At 75.0% G+C, this 20,363-nt stretch carries 17 protein-coding genes and 1 pseudogene; 17 read left to right on the top strand and 1 reads right to left on the bottom strand.

Going from position 1 to position 20,363, the window contains the following annotated elements; all coding sequences use genetic code 11:
- The first annotated feature begins 252 nt into the window (after window positions 1-252).
- From ACI79U_RS05100 to holA, 15 genes and pseudogenes are all read left to right on the top strand, one after another.
- Window positions 253-3,510: an Rne/Rng family ribonuclease gene (locus ACI79U_RS05100; RefSeq protein ID WP_457069066.1), complete on the top strand. Its 3,258-nt coding sequence runs from the start codon at window positions 253-255 to the stop codon at window positions 3,508-3,510.
- A gap of 200 nt (window positions 3,511-3,710) precedes the next feature.
- A complete protein-coding gene (gene rplU, locus ACI79U_RS05095; protein ID WP_457069068.1) occupies window positions 3,711-4,022 on the top strand; it encodes a 50S ribosomal protein L21 in 312 nt (103 codons plus the stop codon).
- Window positions 4,023-4,029: 7 nt separating this feature from the next.
- A complete protein-coding gene (gene rpmA, locus ACI79U_RS05090) occupies window positions 4,030-4,296 on the top strand; it encodes a 50S ribosomal protein L27 (protein WP_457069071.1) in 267 nt (88 codons plus the stop codon).
- A 151-nt stretch (window positions 4,297-4,447) separates the two neighbouring features.
- On the top strand, window positions 4,448-5,938 hold the full coding sequence (gene obgE / locus ACI79U_RS05085) for a GTPase ObgE (protein WP_457067905.1): 1,491 nt from the start codon (window positions 4,448-4,450) through the stop codon (window positions 5,936-5,938).
- The gene (gene proB / locus ACI79U_RS05080; RefSeq protein WP_457067903.1) at window positions 5,935-7,056 is read left to right on the top strand and encodes a glutamate 5-kinase; all 1,122 of its coding nucleotides are present in this window, start codon (window positions 5,935-5,937) and stop codon (window positions 7,054-7,056) included. The genes obgE and proB overlap by 4 nt, the downstream gene beginning before the upstream one ends.
- A 90-nt stretch (window positions 7,057-7,146) precedes the next feature.
- Window positions 7,147-7,626: a peptide deformylase gene (gene def, locus ACI79U_RS05075; protein WP_457067901.1), complete on the top strand. Its 480-nt coding sequence runs from the start codon at window positions 7,147-7,149 to the stop codon at window positions 7,624-7,626.
- Window positions 7,619-8,275, top strand: a complete 657-nt coding sequence (locus ACI79U_RS05070; RefSeq protein ID WP_457067898.1) for a GNAT family N-acetyltransferase — start codon at window positions 7,619-7,621, stop codon at window positions 8,273-8,275. The genes def and ACI79U_RS05070 overlap by 8 nt, the downstream gene beginning before the upstream one ends.
- 91 nt (window positions 8,276-8,366) lie before the next feature.
- A complete protein-coding gene (locus ACI79U_RS05065) occupies window positions 8,367-9,617 on the top strand; it encodes a glutamate-5-semialdehyde dehydrogenase (protein ID WP_457067896.1) in 1,251 nt (416 codons plus the stop codon).
- Between the two features lie 237 nt (window positions 9,618-9,854).
- The gene (gene nadD, locus ACI79U_RS05060) at window positions 9,855-10,574 is read left to right on the top strand and encodes a nicotinate-nucleotide adenylyltransferase (RefSeq protein WP_457067894.1); all 720 of its coding nucleotides are present in this window, start codon (window positions 9,855-9,857) and stop codon (window positions 10,572-10,574) included.
- Entirely contained in the window at window positions 10,571-11,068 is a 498-nt protein-coding gene (rsfS, locus tag ACI79U_RS05055) for a ribosome silencing factor (RefSeq protein WP_457067891.1), read from the top strand. The genes nadD and rsfS overlap by 4 nt, the downstream gene beginning before the upstream one ends.
- Window positions 11,065-11,829, top strand: a complete 765-nt coding sequence (locus ACI79U_RS05050; protein WP_457067889.1) for a histidine phosphatase family protein — start codon at window positions 11,065-11,067, stop codon at window positions 11,827-11,829. Before rsfS ends, ACI79U_RS05050 begins: the two co-directional genes overlap by 4 nt.
- Before the next feature lie 70 nt (window positions 11,830-11,899).
- Entirely contained in the window at window positions 11,900-12,760 is an 861-nt protein-coding gene (locus ACI79U_RS05045) for a DegV family protein (protein ID WP_457067886.1), read from the top strand.
- Window positions 12,761-12,910: 150 nt separating this feature from the next.
- Window positions 12,911-13,807, top strand: coding sequence for a ComEA family DNA-binding protein (locus ACI79U_RS05040; protein WP_457067884.1), 897 nt, complete (start codon window positions 12,911-12,913; stop codon window positions 13,805-13,807).
- A 1-nt stretch (window position 13,808) separates the two neighbouring features.
- A pseudogene (locus tag ACI79U_RS05035) lies at window positions 13,809-15,947 on the top strand (ComEC/Rec2 family competence protein); the annotation flags it as partial.
- 232 nt (window positions 15,948-16,179) lie between these two features.
- On the top strand, window positions 16,180-17,274 hold the full coding sequence (gene holA / locus ACI79U_RS05030; protein WP_457067912.1) for a DNA polymerase III subunit delta: 1,095 nt from the start codon (window positions 16,180-16,182) through the stop codon (window positions 17,272-17,274).
- A 117-nt stretch (window positions 17,275-17,391) separates the two neighbouring features.
- Here holA and rpsT read toward each other — a convergent pair whose 3' ends face one another.
- On the bottom strand, window positions 17,392-17,652 hold the full coding sequence (gene rpsT / locus ACI79U_RS05025) for a 30S ribosomal protein S20 (protein ID WP_457067882.1): 261 nt from the start codon (window positions 17,650-17,652) through the stop codon (window positions 17,392-17,394).
- A gap of 210 nt (window positions 17,653-17,862) precedes the next feature.
- Here rpsT and lepA point away from each other — a divergent pair, with 210 nt between their 5' ends.
- Both lepA and ACI79U_RS05015 read left to right on the top strand, forming a co-directional pair.
- Entirely contained in the window at window positions 17,863-19,710 is a 1,848-nt protein-coding gene (lepA, locus tag ACI79U_RS05020) for a translation elongation factor 4 (protein WP_457067880.1), read from the top strand.
- Entirely contained in the window at window positions 19,707-20,363 is a 657-nt protein-coding gene (locus ACI79U_RS05015) for an MOSC domain-containing protein (protein ID WP_457067878.1), read from the top strand. The genes lepA and ACI79U_RS05015 overlap by 4 nt, the downstream gene beginning before the upstream one ends.

Genomic DNA, 20,363 nt, shown 5'->3' with positions numbered 1-20,363 from the left:
GGGTGCCGGACGCCGTCTGCGACACGTCTGCCAGCCGTGGCGCGACCCAAGAGCTCTGCACCACCGCACCACCCGCGATCATGCTGCACCACCGGGCCCCAGCCGCACCGGCCGGAGCTCGATCAGACTTCGCGGGCCGGCCGACCCCGCCGCACCTCGGTGTGGCCGCCCGACCCGCCCAACCCGCGTTCCTGCGCGGCCGCCAGTCGGAGACGATCGGCGCCCGGGAGCGCACCAGGAGGCGAGCCCTTCGTGGCCGACCGCATCGACGAGAACGACAACACCACCGAGGCATCGGAGGCCCAGCCGGCCGCCGCGCCGCCCGGCCCGGGGCCGGCCGAGGAGACCGGCGCGGTGACCGCACCGCAGCCCCCGGCCGAGGAGCCCGACGAGGAGTCGCCGGCCGAGGACGAGACCGTCCAGGACGCGGCGGCCGAGGTCCCCGACGCCGCGCCGGTGTCGTCCCAGCGGGCGGAGGAGCCCGAGCCCGAGGCTCCCCGCTTCGGTGCCCAGTTCAGCTCCCCGGAGCCCACTGCCGTCACCGCGCGCCCGCGCCGCCGGGCCACCCGCCCGGCGCTGGCCGCCGACCCCGACTCGGTCGCCCCGCCGCCGGCGGCCCCGCCGGTGGCGCCGGCCTTCATCAGCTTCATGGCCCCGCCCGAGCCGGAGGCCGGCTCACCGCGTCGGCGCAGCCGCCGCACCGAGGCCGAGTCCCCGGCCGACCCGGAGGTCGCCGCGCCCCCGGCCGACCGCGACGAGCAGCCGGCCGCGCCGCCGCGTCGCTCCCGCCGGCGCCGTCCGGCGGACGCCGAGGACACCACCCCGGACGCCGAGGACGTCGCCGTGCTGGCCGCGGCCGAGGCGCAGGCTGACCGGTCCGACGACGAGCAGGACACCGACGAGCAGGACACCGACGACCGCGACACCGATGACCGCGACGGCGACGACGGCGGCGCGGGCAGCAGCCGGCGACGTCGCCGGGGCCGCCGCGGCCGCGGTCGTGGCCGGACCGGTGACGACTCGGGCGACAGCGACGACGACGCGCCCGAGCAGGCCGCCGGCGAGACCCGCCGGGACGACGCCGGGGACAGCGACGACACCCAGGAGTCCGGCGGCGCCGACGACGCCGAGGACAACGACGACGACGCCGAGGGCGGCAGTGCCTCCAGCACCCGTCGCCGGCGGCGGCGCCGTCGCCGGGGCAGCAGCGGCGAGACCGGTGACGACACCGCCGAGGACGCCGACGACCGCCCCGAGCGGGCCGGGCGCAACGGCCGGGTCAGCAGCGAGGACGACGTCAAGGGCGTGGCCGGCTCGACCCGGCTCGAGGCCAAGCGGCAGCGCCGCCGGGAGGGTCGGGACGGCGGTCGCCGCCGCGCCCCGATCCTCACCGAGTCCGAGTTCCTCGCCCGCCGCGAGGCCGTCGACCGGGCCATGGTCATCCGGCAGCACGGCGAGCGCACCCAGATCGCCGTCCTCGAGGACGACGTCCTGGTCGAGCACTACGTCACCCAGGCGCAGGCCACCTCGTTCGCCGGCAACGTCTACCTCGGCCGGGTGCAGAACGTGCTGCCCAGCATGGAGGCGGCGTTCGTCGACGTCGGCAAGGGCCGCAACGCCGTCCTGTACGCCGGTGAGGTCAACTGGGACGCCGCCGGCCTGACCGGCAAGTCGCGCTCCATCGAGACCGCGCTGAAGTCCGGCGACAAGGTCCTGGTGCAGGTCACCAAGGACCCGATCGGCCACAAGGGCGCCCGGCTCACCCAGCAGATCAACCTGCCGGGCCGCTTCCTGGTCTACGTGCCCGGCGGCTCGATGACCGGCATCAGCCGGAAGCTGCCGGACAAGGAGCGCACCCGGCTCAAGGACATCCTCAAGAAGATCGTCCCCGAGGACGCCGGCGTGATCATCCGGACCGCGGCGGAGGGCGCCTCGGAGGAGGAGCTCACCCGCGACGTGGCCCGGCTGCAGGCGCAGTGGGAGGTCATCCAGACCAAGGCGTCCTCGACCAGCAGCGCACCGACGCTGCTCTACGGCGAGCCGGACCTGGCCATCCGGGTCATCCGCGACGTCTTCAACGAGGACTTCAAGCGGCTGGTCGTGCAGGGCGACGACGCCTGGGACACCGTCGAGGCCTACGTCGCGCACGTCTCCCCGGAGCTGTCCGGGCGGCTGCAGCGCTACACCGGCACCGGCGACGTCTTCCGCGACCTGCGCATCGACGAGCAGCTGGCCAAGGCGCTGGACCGCAAGGTGTGGCTGCCCTCGGGTGGGTCGCTGGTCATCGACCGCACCGAGGCGATGACCGTGGTCGACGTCAACACCGGGAAGTTCACCGGCTCCGGCGGCAACCTGGAGCAGACGGTCACCCGGAACAACATCGAGGCCGCCGAGGAGATCGTCCGCCAGCTCCGGCTGCGGGACATCGGCGGGATCATCGTCATCGACTTCATCGACATGGTCCTGGAGAGCAACCGCGACCTCGTGCTGCGGCGGCTCACCGAGTGCCTCGGTCGCGACCGCACCAAGCACCAGGTCGCCGAGGTCACCTCCCTGGGCCTGGTGCAGATGACCCGCAAGCGGGTCGGCCAGGGCCTGCTGGAGGTCTTCTCCGAGCCGTGTGACCACTGCCGCGGCCGCGGTGTGCTGGTGCACACCGAGCCGGTCGGCGAGCGTCGCGGTGGCGGCAACGGCAACGGCAACGGCGGGAGCAGCGGGCCGGGCAACGGTGGCGGCGGCAACGGTGGCGGCCGCAACCGCGACCAGCAGCGGGCTGACAACGCCGGCAAGGACAGCGGCGGCAAGGACAGCGCCGGCAAGGACAACGCCGGGAAGAACTCCGGCAAGGACAAGGACTCGGGCAGGGACTCGGGCCGGGACTCGGGCAGGGACTCCGGGAAGGACCCGGGCACGGACTCCGGTACGGAGTCCTCCGGCAGCGAGGTCGACGTCACCGCCGACCTCGCGCCGTCGACCGAGGCCGCTGCCGGCGCCGAGGAGTCGGGCGGCGAGTCCGGCACCGAGGGCCGCAGCAGCCGGCGCAGCCGGGGACGCCGCGGGCGCGGGCAGTCCGGGGAGGCCCGGGCAGCCGCGGACGCCGCGGTGCTCGCCTCCGCGGGTGCGGACGAGGAGCCCGTGGCGCCGCCGGCAGGTGAGGCCGCCGCGGTCCTGGTGGAACCGGTCGAGGTCCCGAGCGAGGGCGCGACCGGGACCCCGACGCCGGGCGCCGGCGCCGCGGAGACGGCCACGCCGGACATGCTGCTGGCCGGCCGGGTCGCGGAGGTCCCGCCGGCTCCGGCCGTCGGGCCGGACGAGGTGCCGGCGGTCGAGGAGTCGCGGCCCGTCGTGGCACCCGACGCCCCGGTGCCGCCGGTCGTCGTCGCCCCGCAGCCGGTGGCGGAGCCGGTGGTCACGGCCACCGATCCCGTCCCCGACCCGGCAGCCCCCGCGGCAGCCCGGCCGCGGCGCCGCCGGGCGGCCTCCCGCCCGGCCGGCCCGCCGGCCTCGTGAGCGGGGCCGGTCGCTAGACCACGTTCGACCCGGATGCCCGGGCTCGGGTACGCTGGCCGGGTTGCCGCTGCGCGGAGGCACGTCGAGTGCCTCGCGCATCACCTCAGCAGAGGTCGGCGGCCCGTCCAGCTCCTGGCCCCCGTGCCGGTGTGCGCGCAGGACACAGTGCTGGACAACAGGAACCGATCGAGGAGTCAGTGGTGTACGCAGTCGTCAAGGCCGGTGGAGCGCAGCACAAGGTGGGTGTGGGTGACACGCTCACCATCAACCGCCTCTCCGGGGAGGCCGGTGACACGATCACCCTTCCGGCCCTGCTGCTGGTCGACGGCGACACCGTCACCTCGGACGCGCAGGCGCTCGCCGGCGTGACCGTGACCGGCGAGATCGTCGAGCACGGCAAGGGCCCGAAGATCAAGATCCACAAGTTCAAGAACAAGACCGGTTACCACAAGCGGCAGGGGCACCGTCAGCCCCTGACCAGCGTCGTGGTCCGCGACATCACGAAGGGCTGACGACGACATGGCACACAAGAAGGGCGCCTCGTCCTCCCGTAACGGCCGCGACTCGAACGCTCAGCGCCTCGGCGTGAAGCGGTTCGGTGGCCAGGTCGTGAAGGCCGGCGAGATCATCGTCCGCCAGCGCGGCACCCACTTCCACCCGGGTCTGGGCGTCGGCCGCGGCAAGGACGACACGCTGTTCGCCCTGGAGCCGGGTGCGGTGACCTTCGGTCACCGTCGCGGCCGCCGGGTCGTCTCGGTCGCCGCGGTCGAGACCGCCGGGGTCTAAGGGCTTACCGGCCCCATGCCGAGGCTCGGCCCGAGGAACGAGGGCTGAGGAGCACGGGGTTCTTCAACGGGTGGCGGCGCCGGACACCGGCGCCGCCACCCGTTCCCACATGTAGGCACAGTTCGGCCGTAGACGCAGAGAGGCGGCGATCATGGCCGCTTTCGTCGACCGCGTGACGGTTCACGTGGCCGCAGGCAAGGGTGCCAACGGGGTCAGCTCCGTCCACCGCGAGAAGTTCAAGCCCCTGGGTGGGCCCGACGGCGGGAACGGCGGCGACGGCGGCGACGTCGTCATCGAGGTCGACCCCAGCGTGCACACCCTGCTGGACTTCCACCACCGCCCGCACCAGAAGGCCGGCAACGGCAAGCAGGCCGCGGGCAACTACCGCAACGGTGGCCGCGGTGAGGACCTCGTGCTCCGCGTCCCCTCCGGCACCGTGGTGACCATCCGCGGGGAGGCCGTGGTCGACCTGGTCGGCAACGGCGCCCGGTTCGTGCTGGCCCGCGGCGGCAAGGGCGGGCTCGGCAACGCCGCGCTGGCCAACGCCCGCCGCAAGGCCCCCGGCTTCGCCCTGCTCGGTGAGCCCGGGGAGGCCGTCGACGCCGTCCTGGAGCTCAAGAGCATCGCCGACGTCGGCCTGGTGGGTTACCCCTCGGCGGGCAAGTCCTCGCTGGTGGCCGCGATGTCCGCGGCCCGGCCGAAGATCGCCGACTACCCGTTCACCACGCTCGTCCCGCAGCTGGGCGTGATCCGCTCGGGTGACACCACGTACACGATGGCCGACGTCCCCGGGCTCATCCCCGGTGCATCGGTGGGCAAGGGCCTGGGGCTGGAGTTCCTCCGGCATGTCGAGCGCTGCGCGGTGCTGGTGCACGTCATCGACATGGCCACGATGGACCCCGGGCGCGACCCGGAGACCGACATCGAGGCGCTCGAGCACGAGCTGCGCGAGTACGGCGGCGAGGAACTGGACCTGGTGGGCCGGCTGCGGATCGCCGTGCTCAACAAGATCGACGTTCCCGACGCCCGGGAGCTGGTCGACCTGGTCCGCACCTCGCTCGAGGAGCGTGGCCTGACCGTCTTCCCGATCAGCGCGGTCACCGGCGAGGGCCTGGCCGAGCTGGGCTTCGCGCTCGCCGCCGCCGTCGAGGAGCACCGGGCCGCGCTGCCCGAGCTGCCGGCGGCACCGATCACCATCACGCCGCGCGCGGTCGACGACGGCGGCTTCACCGTCGAGCCCGACCCGCGCACCGACGGCTGGCTGGTGCGTGGTGTGCGGCCCGAGCGGTGGGTCCGGCAGACCGACTTCACCAACGACGAGGCCGTCGGCTACCTCGCCGACCGGCTCAACCGGCTGGGCGTGGAGGAGGAGCTGGCCAAGGTCGGCGCCGTCCCCGGCGATGCCGTCACCGTCGGCGACGTCACCTTCGACTGGGAGCCGACGCTGCCGGCCGGCACCCTCAGCGTCGAGGAGACCGCCGGTCTGGGCGGCCGGGGCACCGACGCCCGGCTGGACAACAACACCCGGCTCTCCGCCGACGAGCGGCTGGCCGCCAAGAAGGCCCGGCGGCTGCCCTACGAGCTCGCCGACGCCGACGGCTCCTTCGACCAGGAGCTCCTCGAGGGCGACAGCGACCGGTGAGCGTGCGGGCGGAGATCGCCGGCGCGCAGCGGGTGGTCGTGAAGGTCGGGTCCTCGTCGCTGACCACGCTGCCCGGTGGGCTGGACGAGGACCGGCTGCGCGCGCTGGTCGACGTGCTGGGGGCGCTGCGCGCCGCCGGCCGGGAGGTCGTGCTGGTCTCCTCCGGCGCGATCGCCGCCGGGCTCGCCCCGCTCGGCCTGGACAGCCGCCCCCGTGACCTGGCCACCGCGCAGGCGGCGGCCAGCGTCGGGCAGCTGCGTCTGGTGCAGACCTACGCCGACGCCTTCACCCGGCACGGGGTGACCGTCGGGCAGGTCCTGCTGACCGCCGACGACCTCACCCGGCGCAGCCACTACCGCAACGCCCGGCAGACCGTCGAGCGGCTGCTCGCCCTGGGCGTCCTGCCGATCGTCAACGAGAACGACACGGTCGCCACCGAGGAGATCCGGTTCGGCGACAACGACCGGCTCGCCGCGCTGGTGGCGCACCTGGCGGTCGCCGACGCGCTGGTGCTGCTCTCCGACGTCGACGGGGTCTACGACGGCGACCCGCGCACCGGCCCGGCCCAACTCGTCGACACCGTGCGCAGCCGAGAGGACCTGGCGGCGGTCACCCTCGGATCGGCCAGCCGCAACGGCGTGGGCACCGGCGGCATGGCCACCAAGGTCGAGGCGGCGTTCATCGCCTCGGCGGCCGGGGTGCCCGTCGTCGTCACCTCCACACCGCAGGCGGCCGCGGCGCTGGCGGGGGAGCGGGTGGGCACCCTGTTCGCGCCCAGCGGCCGGCGCCCCTCGGCCCGGCAGTTCTGGCTGCGCTACGCCAGCCGGCCCCGGGGGCGGCTGCTGCTCGACGACGGGGCGGTGCGCGCCGTCCGGGAGCGGCACGCCTCGCTGCTGGCCGCGGGCATCACCGGGGTGGCCGGGGAGTTCCTCGCCGACGACCCGGTGGAGCTGGTCGGCCCCGACGGCGTCGTGGTCGCCCGGGGCCTGGTGGCCTACGACGCCCGTGAGCTGCCCGACCTGCTCGGTCGCAAGACCGGGGACCTGGACCCGGAGCACCGCCGCGAGGTGGTCCACCGCGACGAGATGGTGCTCGTCGGGCGTCGCGCACCGGCCTGAGACACTGGGTCGCGTGAGCGAGCGTGCGAGCGAACGAGAAGGCGCAGCACCCCGGGGCACGCGGGCGGCGAGCGCCAGCGAGGTGACCGCGTGACCGTGCGACCCATCCGTGAGATCGGTGATCCGGTGCTGCGCACCCCGGCCGACCCGATCCGCGCCTTCGACTCCGACCTCGCCGCGCTCGTCCGCGACCTGGAGGAGACCGTCGACCACCCCGGCCGGGCCGGGGTGGCAGCTCCGCAGATCGGGGTGGGCCTGCGGGTCTTCTCCTACAACATCGACGGCGTGATCGGGCACCTGGTGAACCCGGTGATCACCGAGCGCTCGGCGGAGACGCAGGACGACGACGAGGGCTGCCTGTCCATCCCGGGGCTCTACGCGCCCACCGTGCGGGCGATGCACTGCGTCGCCGAGGGCTTCGACGTGCAGGGGGAGCCGCTGCGGCTGGAGGGCAGCGGGCTGATGGCGCGCTGTCTGCAGCACGAGGTCGACCACCTGGACGGGAAGCTGTTCGTCGACCGGCTGACCGGCGAGCCCCGCAAGCAGGCCATGCGGGCGCTGCGTGCCTGACGTGCCGGCGGCCGAGGTGGCCGGCTGGGAGCCGGTCCCGCTGATCGGTGACCTCGTGACGCTGGCTCCGCTGGCGCTGTCCGACGCCCCCGACCTCGCGGTCGCTGCGGCCGACGGGCGGCTGTGGGAGCTCTGGTACACCTCGGTGCCCACGCCCGCGACGATGGCCGATGACGTGGCGGCCAAGCTCGCCGCCCAGCAGGCGGGCACGATGCTGCCCTTCGTCGTCCGCCGCCGCGGCACCGGGGACGCGCTCGGGGTGACCACCTACTGCGGCATCGACCGGGCCACCCCGCGGCTGGAGATCGGCTACACCTGGACCCGGGCGTCGGCCCAGCGCACCGGGGTGAACAGCGAGAGCAAGCTGCTGCTCCTGGCGCACGCGTTCGAGGTGCTCGGCTGCGTCGCCGTCGAGTTCCGCACGCACTGGCACAACCGCCGGTCCCGGACGGCGATCGCCGCGCTCGGGGCCAAGCAGGACGGCGTGCTGCGCAACCACCGCCGCCAGCCAGACGGGTCGCTGCGGGACACGGTCGTCTTCTCGATCACCTCCGACGAGTGGCCGGCGGTGCGCAGCAACCTCCGCTCCCGCCTCGCCCGCCACGCCTCGCCGCCCTCCCAGGCAGCCTCGCCGCCCTCCCCGGCATAGCGGAAGGACCTGCTCCTCCCCACCCCTCGCAGGCTCGGGGCGGGCCCCTGGAGCAGGCCACGGTGCGACGGCGCCGCGTAACCTCGGCGTCGTGTCCGACGCTGACTTCCCGCTGATCGGCGCCGCCGCGGCGCGTGCCCGCGAGGCCGCCCGCGTGCTGCGCACCCTGCCGACCGAGACCAAGGACGCCGCGCTGGCCGCGATGGCCGAGGCGCTGGTCGAGCGGGCCGACGAGGTGCTCACCGCGAACGCCGCCGACGTCGAGGCGGCCGCGGCCGACGGCACCCCGGCGTCGGTGCTCGACCGGCTGCGGCTGGACCGGCCGCGGGTGGCGGCGGTCGCGGACGCGCTGCGTCAGCTGATCGCGCTGCCCGATCCGGTGGGGGACGTCGTCCGCGGCTCGACGCTGGCCAACGGGCTCCAGCTGCGCCAGGTCCGGGTGCCGCTCGGGGTGGTGGGCATCGTCTACGAGGCGCGGCCCAACGTGACCGTCGACGCCGCGGGGCTGTGCCTGAAGAGCGGCAACGCGGCGCTGCTGCGGGGGTCGGCGTCGGCGCACCGCACCAACACCGCGCTGGTGGCCGTGCTCACCGAGGCCGCGGAGAAGGCCGGTCTGCCCGCCGGTTCGATCGCCCTGCTGCCGGCCGACCGGGCCTCGGTGGGGGAGCTGCTGGCCGCGCGCGGGCTGGTCGACGTGGTCATCCCGCGCGGCGGGGCGTCGCTGATCCAGCGGGTGGTCCGCGAGGCCGTCGTGCCGGTGATCGAGACCGGCGTCGGCAACTGCCACGTCTACGTCGACGCCTCGGCCGACCCGGCGATGGCCGAGGCGATCGTGCTGAACGCCAAGACCTCCCGGGTCAGCGTGTGCAACTCCGCGGAGACGCTGCTGGTGCACCGCGACGTACCGTTCCTGCCGCGACTGCTCGCGGCCCTCGCCGAGGCCGGGGTGACGCTGCACGGCGACGAGGCCGCCCGGGGGGCGCACGACGCCGTCGTCCCGGCCACCGACGAGGACTGGGCCACCGAGTACCTGTCCCTGGACATGGCGGTGCGGGTGGTCGACGACCTGCCCCAGGCCCTGGACCACATCGCCCGGTGGGGGAGCGGGCACTCCGAGGCGATCGTCGCCGACTCCGCCTCGGCGATCGCCGCCTTCACCGCGGGCGTGGACGCCGCCGCGGTGCTCGTCAACGCCTCCACCCGGTTCACCGACGGCGGCGAGTTCGGGTTCGGCGCCGAGATCGGCATCTCCACCCAGAAGCTGCACGCCCGCGGACCGCTGGGCCTGCCGGAGCTCACCTCGACCACCTACGTGGTGACCGGCAGCGGCCACATCCGCTGACGGTCCTCGGCGTCCCCACCACCCCAGCATGTGAGACAGCACCGTCCACATGTGTCAGGGTGTGCAGCGGCGGGCGGCCGCCCGCGGGTACCCGGGATCTCCCAGCGGGGGACCGGCGGCACGGGGGCGCCGGTCCCCGGGCCCGCGCGACGGCGGCCGTCCGCCCCTGCACCGCCGGTCCCCCCGGATCCGGTGGTCGGGCGACCGGATCTCCCGACGCCGGGCTAGGCTCGGTCGGTGGCAGCGCGTCGACTCGGGGTGATGGGTGGCACGTTCGACCCCATCCACCACGGGCACCTGGTGGCCGCCAGTGAGGTGGCCGAGCGGTTCGGGCTCGACGAGGTCGTGTTCGTCCCGACCGGCCAGCCCTGGCAGAAGTCCGAGCGCGGGGTCAGCCCGGCCGAGGACCGCTACCTCATGACGGTGATCGCCACGGCCTCCAACCCACGCTTCTCGGTCAGCCGGGTCGACGTCGACCGCGGTGGGGCCACGTACACCATCGACACCCTGAACGACCTGCACCGCGACCACCCGGACAGCGAGCTGTTCTTCATCACCGGCGCCGACGCGCTGGCCCAGATCGTCGGCTGGCGGGACACCGACAAGCTGTTCGACCTGGCGCACTTCGTCGGGGTGACCCGGCCGGGCTACCAGCTCGGTGACGCCGACCTCCCGGCGGGAGCGGTGAGCCTGGTCGAGGTGCCCGCGCTGGCGATCAGCTCCACCGACTGCCGCGACCGGGTCGCTCGTGGCAGGCCGGTCTGGTACCTGGTCCCCGACGGTGTGGTGCAGTACATCGAGAAGCGCGGCCTGTACCGCACCGAGCGCGCTGGACGCCCCGCGGTCGGTCGCCCGACCGCAGGCCGGCACCGGCCCGAGCCCGCCGCGCCCACGTTGCCCGACGACCCAGCCCCCGGGGACACGCCGTCCCCCGATCTGCAGGAGATACCCCGATGACCGCCTCGGCCGAGGCCCGAGAGACCGCGCTGATCGCCGCGCAGGCCGCCGCGGACAAGCTCGCCACCGACGTCTCCATCGTCGACGTCAGCGACCGGCTCGCCATCACCGACGCCTTCGTCCTGACGTCGGCCCCCAACGAACGCCAGGTGCAGTCCATCGTCGACGCGGTCGAGGAGCGGCTGCGCGAGCACGGGGTGAAGCCCGTGCGACGTGAAGGCGTGGCGGAGTCCCGCTGGGTGCTGCTGGACTTCGTCGACGTCGTCGTGCACGTCCAGCACGCCGAGGAACGCGCCTACTACGCCCTCGAGCGGCTGTGGAAGGACTGCCCGGTCATCCCCTTCGTCGACCGGTCGGCGCCGCCCACCGCGCAGGCGTCGGTGGCCGCGGCCCCCGGTGGTGGCGAGGACGGTGCCGACGAGGAGGCTGCCGCCGAGGACGGTGCCGCCGACGAGTCCGCCGAGGACGCCGGGTCGGACGCGACCGACCGGTGAGTGGGGCCGTCCCCGGCACCCCGCCGGTCCGCCGGCTGCTGGTGTGGCGCCACGGCCGCACCGAGTGGAACGCCAGCGGGCGTTTCCAGGGGCAGCTGGATCCGCCCCTGGACGCCGAGGGGAGGACCCAGGCCGCACGCACCGCTCCCGTGCTGGCGGCGGGCCTGGACCCGGCCACCACCGTGCTGGTCTCCAGCGACCTGCAGCGCGCCCGGGACACCGCCGCTGCCCTGGCGCGGCTGCTCGGACTGACCGTGCGGGTCGACCCCCGGCTGCGCGAGCACGGCCTGGGGAGCTGGGAGGGGCTGACCCGCGCGGAGGTCGCCGAGCAGCTGCCCGAGCAGTACGCGGAGTGGGTCGCCGGGCGCCCGGTGCCGGGTCGCGGCGGTGAGCTGCAGGCCGATGTCGCGAGCCGGGCGCTGGCGGCGGTGGCCGGCCTGCCGCCGGCCGAGACGGCGGTGCTGGTGACGCACGGGGGCACCGCGGGCCGGCTGCTCGAGGCGCTGCTGGACCTCGGCCCGGAGCACCGGAGGATCTTCGGGCCGCTCGGCAACTGCCACTGGAGCGAGGTGGCGTTCCAGGCGTCCGGCTGGCGGCTGATGCGGCACAACACCGCGGTGCCCACGCCCGGTCCCGTCGAGGGCGGTCCGTCCGCCCACCGCGACCGCGGCCGGTCCGGGTCCGACGCGCCGGACGCGCCGGTGCCGGCCGCCGGCGCGAGCCCCGAGGAAGGGGCACCGGCGCAGGACGCCGACGCCTAGGGCCCAGCTCTCCCGTCCCCCGGGACCTGCGGGTGGGAAGGGCCGGCGCCGCGCCGGTTAGCCTCCGCCCATGTCCGTCGCCGTGGTCACCGACTCCACGGCCTACCTGCCGGCGGAGATCGTCACCGAGCTGGGCATCGAGGTCGTGCCGCTGTACGTGGTGCTGGCCGGCCGGTCCGGCCGCGAGGGCAGCGACGTCACCTCGGCCGAGGTGGCCCGCGCGCTGGCCGTCCGTGGCGGGCACGTCACCACCTCCCGGCCGACCCCCGGTGACTTCGTGGCCGCCTACCGCCGGCTGCTCGCCGGTGGCGCCGACCGGGTTGTCTCGGTGCACCTGTCCGGTGAGCTCTCCGGCACCTGGGACGCCGCCCGGGTGGCGGCCGGGCAGGTGGGCGAGCACCTGGTCACGGTGCTGGACTCCCGGTCCGCGGCCATGGGCAACGGGTTCGCGGTGCTGGCCGCGGCGCGGGTGGCGGCCGCCGGTGGCAGCGCGGAACAGGTGGCGCAGGCGGCCCGGGAGACGGCCGCGGCCACCCGCACGTTCTTCGTCGTCGACACCCTCGAGCACCTGCGCCGCGGCGGCCGGATCGGCTCGGCGGCCGCGTGGCTGGGCACGGCGCTGGCGGTCAAGCCGGTGCTGCACGTGACCGACGGCCGGGTCGTCCCGCTGGAGAAGGTGCGCACCTCCGCCCGGGCGATCAGCCGGCTGGTGCAGCGCGCCGCCGAGGTCGCCGGGGACCGCCCGGTCGCCGCCGCCGTGCACCACCTCGCCGCCCCCGAGCGGGCGGAACGGCTCGCCGAGCAGCTGTGCGCCCGCCTGCCCGGCCTGCGCGAGCTGCACGTCAGCGAGCTCGGGGCCGCGATCGGCGCCCACGTCGGCCCGGGGGCGGTCGGGGTGGTCGTCGACCCGACGGCGCGCGCCGAGGACTGACCGGAGCCGGGGGCGGCGGGGAGGCGGCACCGGCCCACCGTCGCCGGGTACCCGAGCCGGTCGCCCGCCGCCGTCCACAGCCGGGACCTCCGTCCACAACCTGCCCGGAGGCGGTGCGGGCCGCCGCCCGCCGTCCCTAGCGTCCCCGGCGTGCGCTCCTCGCCCCGTCGCAGCGACGACGACGTCATCCGTGCCCGGCTGCGGGCACTGCTGGCCGAGGGGCAGCGCACCGGCGGCTGGGTCCCCGACGAGGACGACGACGTCGAGGACGGGCCGGACGCCCGGGAGCCGGACGACCACGACGGCGGGACGGCGGATGGTCGGCGTCGTCCGTCCTGGGCGCCGGACGACGCGCTGACGACACCGCTGGACGAGCCGGGCCTGCCGACCGGGCTGGGGCGCCACCGGGCGCCGGGCCCGGCCGCGCGGGTGAACCCGGGCCGGTCGGGTGCGTGGACGCTGTGGGCGGTCGCCGTCCTGGCCGCCGCGGTGGTGGTCGGCTGGACCTGGGTCGACCGGCCGGGGGTGGACCAGGTGCCCGCCGGGTCCAGCCCGGCGGCGTCCACCGGCTCACCCGAGGCGACTCCCTCGGCGGTGCCCGCCGCGACCGCGCCACCCGCCGGCGACGAGGTGGTCGTCTCCGTGATCGGCCAGGTCGGCTCGCCCGGTCTGGTGACCCTGCCGGCGGGCTCCCGGGTCGCCGATGCACTGGCCGCGGCCGGAGGGCTGCTGCCGGAGGCCGATCCGGCGTCGGTCAACGCGGCAGCGGTGCTCGTCGACGGCGAGCAGATCGCCGTGGGGCTGCCGGGGGAGGTCGTGGCCCCAGCGGTGGCCCCGGGTGGCCTACCGGCCGGGGGGCCGCTGGACCTCAACCGGGCCACGGTGGCCGAGCTGGACGCCCTGCCGGGGATCGGTCCGGTGCTCGCCCAGCGGATCGTGGACCACCGGGGCACCCACGGTCCCTTCACGAGCGTCGAGCAGCTGGACGACGTGAACGGCATCGGGCCGGCGATCTACGCCGAGCTCGTCGACCGGGTGACGGTCTGACGTGCCGGCCGGACGACGGCCGCCGACGCACGGCCGGGTGCACCGGGTGCGCGCGGTCGGCCGCTGGCGCTGGCTCGACCTCCGGCTGGTGCCGGCGGCGGCCACCGTCTGGCTGCTCACGCTCATCGCCCCGCACCTGCCACCCGGCCTGCTCCTGGCCGGCGCGGCCGCTGCCGCGGTGACCGCGGCCGCCCTCCTGCTGGGCCGGCGGGCGCCCCGGTCCGGCGCGGCGCTGGTGGTGGTGGGCTGCCTGGCCGCGGTCACCGTCACCGGCGCCCTCGCCGGCGTGCGGGGGCAGGCCCGGGCCGAGTCACCGCTGACCGGGCTGGCCGCGCGGGGTGCGGTGGTCCCGGTGGTCGTCCGGCTCAGTGCCGACCCCCGGCCACTGAGCAGCAGCCCCGAGCGGGTGCTCGTGACCGGCCGGGTCAGCGAGGTCGACGGACACCCCGCCGACGGGGACCGGGTGCTGCTGTTCGGCGCGGCGGAGGAGTGGCGTGGACTGCTGCCCGGCCAGTCGGTGGCGCTGCGGGCCGCACTGCGCCCGGCCGGCCCGACCGACGACGTGGCGGCGGTGCTGTCGGCGCGCGCGCCACCCCGGCCGGTGGGGAGCGCCGGAGCCGTGCAGTCGGCGGCCGGCGCGCTGCGCTCGGGGCTGGCGGAGGCGGCGGACCGCACGTTGCCCGAACCCGCGGCCGGGTTGCTGCCGGGGCTGGTCGTCGGCGACACCTCCGGTCTGGACGCGGTGCTCGTCGAGGAGTTCCGCCGGTCCGGCCTGTCCCACCTGCTGGCGGTCTCCGGAGCGAACGTGGCGATCGCGGTGGGCCTGGTGCTCGCTCCGCTCCGGGCGCGCGGGAGCGACCGGCGACTGCAGGCCCTCGTCGGGGTGCTGACGATCGCCGGGTTCGTGGTGCTGGCCCGGCCGGAGCCGAGCGTGGTGCGGGCCGCGGCCATGGGTGCGGTGGCGCTGCTGGCCCTCGCCTCGGGGCGCAGCCGGGTCGCCGTCCCGGCCCTGGCGGCGAGCGTGCTGGTGCTGCTGCTGATCGACCCGACGCTGGCACGTGACCCCGGCTTCGCCCTGTCGGTCACCGCGACCGCCGCGATCGTGCTGCTGGCGCCCGGCTGGTCGCGCCGGCTGCGGGCCCACCGGATGCCGCGGCCGGTCGCCGATGCGGTGGCGGTGAGCGCGGCGGCCGGGCTGGCCACCGCACCCCTGGTCGCGGCGCTCTCGGGTGCGGTGAGCCTGGTGTCGCTGCCGGCCAACCTCCTCGCCGCCCCGGTGGTCGCGCCGGCGACCGTGCTCGGCCTGTTGGCCGCCCTGCTCTCCCCGCTGACCGGGACGGGGGCGGACGCGCTCACCTGGCTCGCGGGGTGGCCGGTGCGCTGGCTGGTCCTGGTCGCCCGGACAGCCGCCGCCATCCCGGACGGCGCCACTCCCTGGCCGGCCGGGCGGACCGGTGCGGTGGCGCTGGCGCTCGTGCTCGGGGTGGCCGGCTGGGCGCTGGTCCGCTGGCCACGGTTGCGGGTGCTGGCCCTGGCCGCCCTGCTGGGGGCGGTGGTTATCGGCTGGCCGCTGCGACAGGCCGGGCGGGGGTGGCCGCTGCCGGAGACCGTGGTGGTCGCCTGCGACGTGGGGCAGGGCGATGCCCTGGTCTTCCCGACGGCGCCGCAGGAGGGCGTGCTGGTGGACGCCGGGCCCGATGCCGCCCTGGTCGACGGCTGCCTGGACCGGCTCGGCATCGACCGGCTGCCCCTGGTGCTGCTCTCGCACCTGGACGCCGACCACGTCGCCGGCCTGCCGGGGGCGCTCACCGGCCGCGAGGTCGGCGAGGTCGTCACCGGGACGCTGACCCCGGACGAGGACCGGCTGCCGGCGGTCCTGGCGCTGCTGGACCGGGTGGGTGGGCGGCACGCCGAGCTGCGACCGGGTGACCGGCGGACGGTGGGCGGGGCGGTCTTCGACGCGCTCGCCCCCGACCCCGCCGAGGCGACCCCGGGGGCGGATGCCAACCACCTCTCGCTGGTCGTCCGGGCGGAGCTCCGCGGACTGCGGGTGCTGCTCACCGGTGACGTCGGCGCCGAGGCGGAGGCGCGGCTGCGGTCCTCCGGCGTGGACGTCACCGCTGACGTGCTCAAGGTGCCGCACCACGGCAGCGGTGACGTCGACCCGGCCTTCGTCGCGGCGAGCCGGGCGCGGGTGGCGCTGATCTCGGTCGGCGCCGACAACAGCTACGGGCACCCGGCGCAGAAGCTGCTCACGGCGCTGGTCGACGCCGAGATGCGGGTGCACCGCACCGACCGGGACGGCGACGTGGCGGTCGTCGGCCGGGCGGGGGAGTGGGGCGTCGCGGTGCGCGGCCCGGACACGGTGGTGCGTGGGGCGGCCGCGCCCGGTCCGCTGCCGGCCGCGACCGCGCCACTGCACCGGGCGGCAGCACGGTCGTGTCGGGAGCGCGTGGCAGCATGGCCTCGTGGCCGCCGCACCCCCCGCTCCGACGTCCCGGCTGCGGCTGGTGGTCGGCGAGGAGGAGCTCCTGCGGGCCCGCGCCGTCTCCGCCGTGCGTGCCGCGGTCCGCGACCGCCACCCCGACGTCGAGGAGCACGAGCTGGTCGCCGCCGGCCTGCCGATCGGCCACCTGACCGACGTGCTGTCCCCGTCGCTGTTCGGCGGGCACCGGCTGGTCGTCGTCCTCGGCGTGCACGAGGCGGCGGCCGCCCTCGCCGACAACCTCACCGGCTACCTCAAGGACCCCGACCCCGAGCTCACCCTCGTCCTGGTGCACGGTGGTGGGAAGCGGAACGATGCGCTGCTCACGTCGTTCAAGGCCGCCGGTGCGGCGGTCGACGAGTGCCCGAAGATCAGCTCGGCGGGGGAGCGGGTCGCCTTCGTGCGCAACGAGGTGCGCCACGCCGGTGGCCGGATCACCCCCGATGCGGTCACCGCCCTGCTCGACGCGGTCGGCAACGACCTGCGGGGGCTCTCGGCGGCCGCGAGCCAGCTGGTGTCGGACTTCGGCGGCACCATCGACGCCGACGACGTCGCCCGCTTCCACCGGGGGCAGGCGGAGGTCACCGGGTTCACCGTGGCCGAGCGGGTGCTGGTCGGGGACACCGCGGGATCGGTGGAGATGCTGCGGTGGGCGCTGGACCGCGGCGTGGCGCACGTGCTCATCGCCGACGCCCTCGCCGACGGGGTGCGCACCGCGGCCCGCGTCGCGTCGCTGAACACCTCGAACATCGGTGAGCTCGCCCGGCAGCTGAAGCTCCCGCCGTGGAAGGTGAAGAAGGCCCAGAGCCAGGCCCGGGGCTGGAGCATCGACGCCCTGCAGCAGGCGATCGGCGTGGCCGCCGAGTTGAACGCCGACGTCAAGGGTGCGGCCGCGAGCGCCGACTACGCACTCGAGCGGGCGGTGCGCCGGATGGTGGCCATCCGGGCCGCCGGCGGCGGACGGGCCCACGCCGGCCGCTGAGCCGACGCACCGGAGGACCACACCCAGCAACGCGTCGGGCCCCCTCTCCCGGAGGAGAGAGGGGGCCCGATGACCAGCGGCGCCGCTGCGATGGACCAGGGCGCCAGCTGCGGTGGATCAGAGAGAGGCGACCTTCTTGGCCAGCGCCGACTTGCGGTTGGCCGCCTGGTTCTTGTGGATGACGCCCTTGCTGGCGGCCTTGTCGAGCGCCTTGCTGGCGGTCTGGAGGGCGGTGGTCGCCGCTTCCTTGTCCCCGGCGTCGGCGGCAGCACGGAAGCGCCGCACCTGCGTCTTCAGGGCGGACTTGACCGCGACGTTGCGCTGACGCGCGCGCTCGTTGGTCTTGATCCGCTTGATCTGGGACTTGATGTTCGCCACGCGTGAGCCTCGGATGTCTCGCAGGGAGGTGTACTTCTGACAGTGCGTCCACGGCACGACGAAGCGCCTGCGGACCGGCCTCACAAGATACCAGCAACTCCCGAGGGCACCCAACCCGTGCTCGTGAGAGGCCACCGGTCCACCGTCCGGGACGACGCCCCGCCGGGCGATGGCCGTCCCCGGCCGAGTCATGGGACGATGGGCAGCACTGTGACGACTCCTGCCTCCACCGATCCCGCCCGGATCCGGAACTTCTGCATCATCGCCCACATCGACCACGGCAAGTCGACGCTGGCCGACCGGATGCTCGAGGTGACCGGGATCGTCGAGGGCCGTCAGATGCGTGCCCAGTACCTCGACCGCATGGACATCGAGCGCGAGCGCGGCATCACGATCAAGGCGCAGAACGTGCGCCTGCCGTGGACGCCGCGGACCGGGCCGCTGGCCGGCGACGAGTACGTGCTGGACATGATCGACACCCCCGGCCACGTCGACTTCACCTACGAGGTGTCCCGCTCGCTGGCCGCCTGCGAGGGCGCGGTGCTGCTGGTCGACGCCGCCCAGGGCATCGAGGCCCAGACGCTGGCGAACCTCTACCTGGCGCTGGAGAACGACCTCGCGATCATCCCGGTGCTCAACAAGATCGACCTGCCGGCCGCCCAGCCGGAGAAGTACGCGGCCGAGATCGCCCACATCATCGGCTGCGAGCCGGACGACGTGCTGCGGGTCAGCGGCAAGACCGGTGAGGGCGTCGCCGACCTGCTCGACATGATCGTGGAGAAGATCCCGGCCCCGGTGGGCGACGCCGACGCCCCGGCCCGCGCGATGATCTTCGACTCGGTCTACGACATCTACCGCGGCGTCATCACCTACGTCCGCGTCGTCGACGGCCGGATCAGCGGCCGCGAGCGGATCAAGATGATGTCCACCGGCGCGGTGCACGAGCTGCTGGAGATCGGCGTCATCTCCCCGGAGCCCAAGCCGGTCCCGGCGCTCGGCGTCGGCGAGGTCGGCTACTTCATCACCGGGGTGAAGGACGTCCGCCAGTCCCGCGTCGGTGACACCGTCACGCTGCAGCACAAGCCCGCCAGCGAGCCGATCGGCGGCTACAGCGACCCCAAGCCGATGGTCTACTCCGGCCTCTACCCGATCGACGGCAGCGAGTACCAGCTGCTGCGCGAGTCGCTGGACAAGCTGCTGCTCAACGACGCGGCGCTGGTCTACGAGCCGGAGACCTCCGCGGCCCTGGGCTTCGGCTTCCGGGTCGGCTTCCTCGGCCTGCTGCACCTGGAGATCGTCCGGGAGCGGCTGGAGCGCGAGGCGGGCATCAGCCTCATCTCCACCGCGCCCAACGTCGTCTACCGGGTGGTGATGGAGGACCGCTCGGAGGTCGTCGTCACCAACCCCAGCGACTGGCCCAGCGGCAAGATCGACAAGGTGTACGAGCCGATCGTGAACGCCACGATCATCGCCCCCAGCGACTACACCGGGGCGATCATGGAACTGTGCCAGAGCCGGCGCGGGTCGTTGACCGGGATGGACTACCTCTCGGAGACCCGGGTCGAGCTGCGGTACACGCTGCCCCTCGGCGAGATCATCTTCGACTTCTTCGATGCGCTGAAGTCCCGCACCCGCGGCTACGCCTCGCTGGACTACGCCGAGGCCGGTGAGCAGGAGTCGAAGCTGGTGAAGGTCGACATCCTGCTGCAGGGCGAGGCCGTCGACGCCTTCTCCGCGATCGTGCACACCGACAAGGCCTACAGCTACGGCGTGCTCATGGCCGGCAAGCTGCAGGAGCTCATCCCGCGCCAGCAGTTCGAGGTGCCGATCCAGGCAGCCGTCGGTTCCCGGGTGATCGCCCGCGAGACGGTCCGAGCCATCCGCAAGGACGTGCTGGCCAAGTGCTACGGCGGTGACATCAGCCGCAAGCGCAAGCTGCTGGAGAAGCAGAAGGAGGGCAAGAAGCGGATGAAGATGGTCGGCCGCGTCGAGGTCCCCCAGGAGGCCTTCGTGGCCGCGCTCTCCACCAACGAGTCGACCGCCGCCAAGTCCAAGTGAGCGGGCGGGTCCTCGCCGTCTGCATCTCCGGCGCCGACCTGTTGCCACTGCCCGACCGGCGCCCGAACCGCAGCGGGATCGACAAGCGGCCGGTGGCCGGCCGGGTCGCCGTCGGTGAGCTCGGCCTGGCCGGCGACGTCCAGGTCAACCGGAAGCACCACGGCGGGGAGGGCCAGGCGGTCTACGCCTACGCCCAGGCCGACGCGGACCGGTGGGAGGTCGAGCTCGACCGGGAGCTGCCGCCCGGCCGGTTCGGGGAGAACCTGCGGACGGCGGGGCTGGACCTGGTCAACGCCGTCATCGGTGAGCAGTGGCAGGTCGGGACGGCGCGCTTCGAGGTGACCGCCTGGCGAACCCCGTGCGCGAACTTCGCCCGGTTCTGGGACGTGCCCGACCTGGTCAAGCGGTTCGCCGCGCGTGGTGCGACCGGCGCCTACCTGCGGGTGCTGGAGACCGGTGAGCTCGGTGCCGGCGACGCCGTCGAGGTGGTCTCCCGCCCGGGCCACGGGATCACGGTGGGCGAGGCGTTCCGCATCGCGACGTTCGAGAAGTCGCGGATCCCCGAGCTGGCGCCGGTGCTGCCGTACCTGCCGGTGCGGGCCCAGCCCAAGCTCGCCGCCCAGATCGAGAAGCGGCTCGCCGCCCGGGCCTGA

It is taken from the genome of Modestobacter sp. SYSU DS0904 (assembly GCF_054051115.1).
This window is presented reverse-complemented; position numbering and strand designations above follow the sequence as displayed.

Bases quoted from the DNA above. Each gene is read 5' to 3' on its own strand.
- ACI79U_RS05045 (WP_457067886.1), top strand. From the start codon at position 11,900: ATGTCCGTCGCCGTGGTCACCGACTCCACGGCCTACCTGCCGGCGGAG.
- obgE (WP_457067905.1), top strand. From the start codon at position 4,448: ATGGCCGCTTTCGTCGACCGCGTGACGGTTCACGTGGCCGCAGGCAAG.
- rpmA (WP_457069071.1), top strand. From the start codon at position 4,030: ATGGCACACAAGAAGGGCGCCTCGTCCTCCCGTAACGGCCGCGACTCG.
- rsfS (WP_457067891.1), top strand. From the start codon at position 10,571: ATGACCGCCTCGGCCGAGGCCCGAGAGACCGCGCTGATCGCCGCGCAG.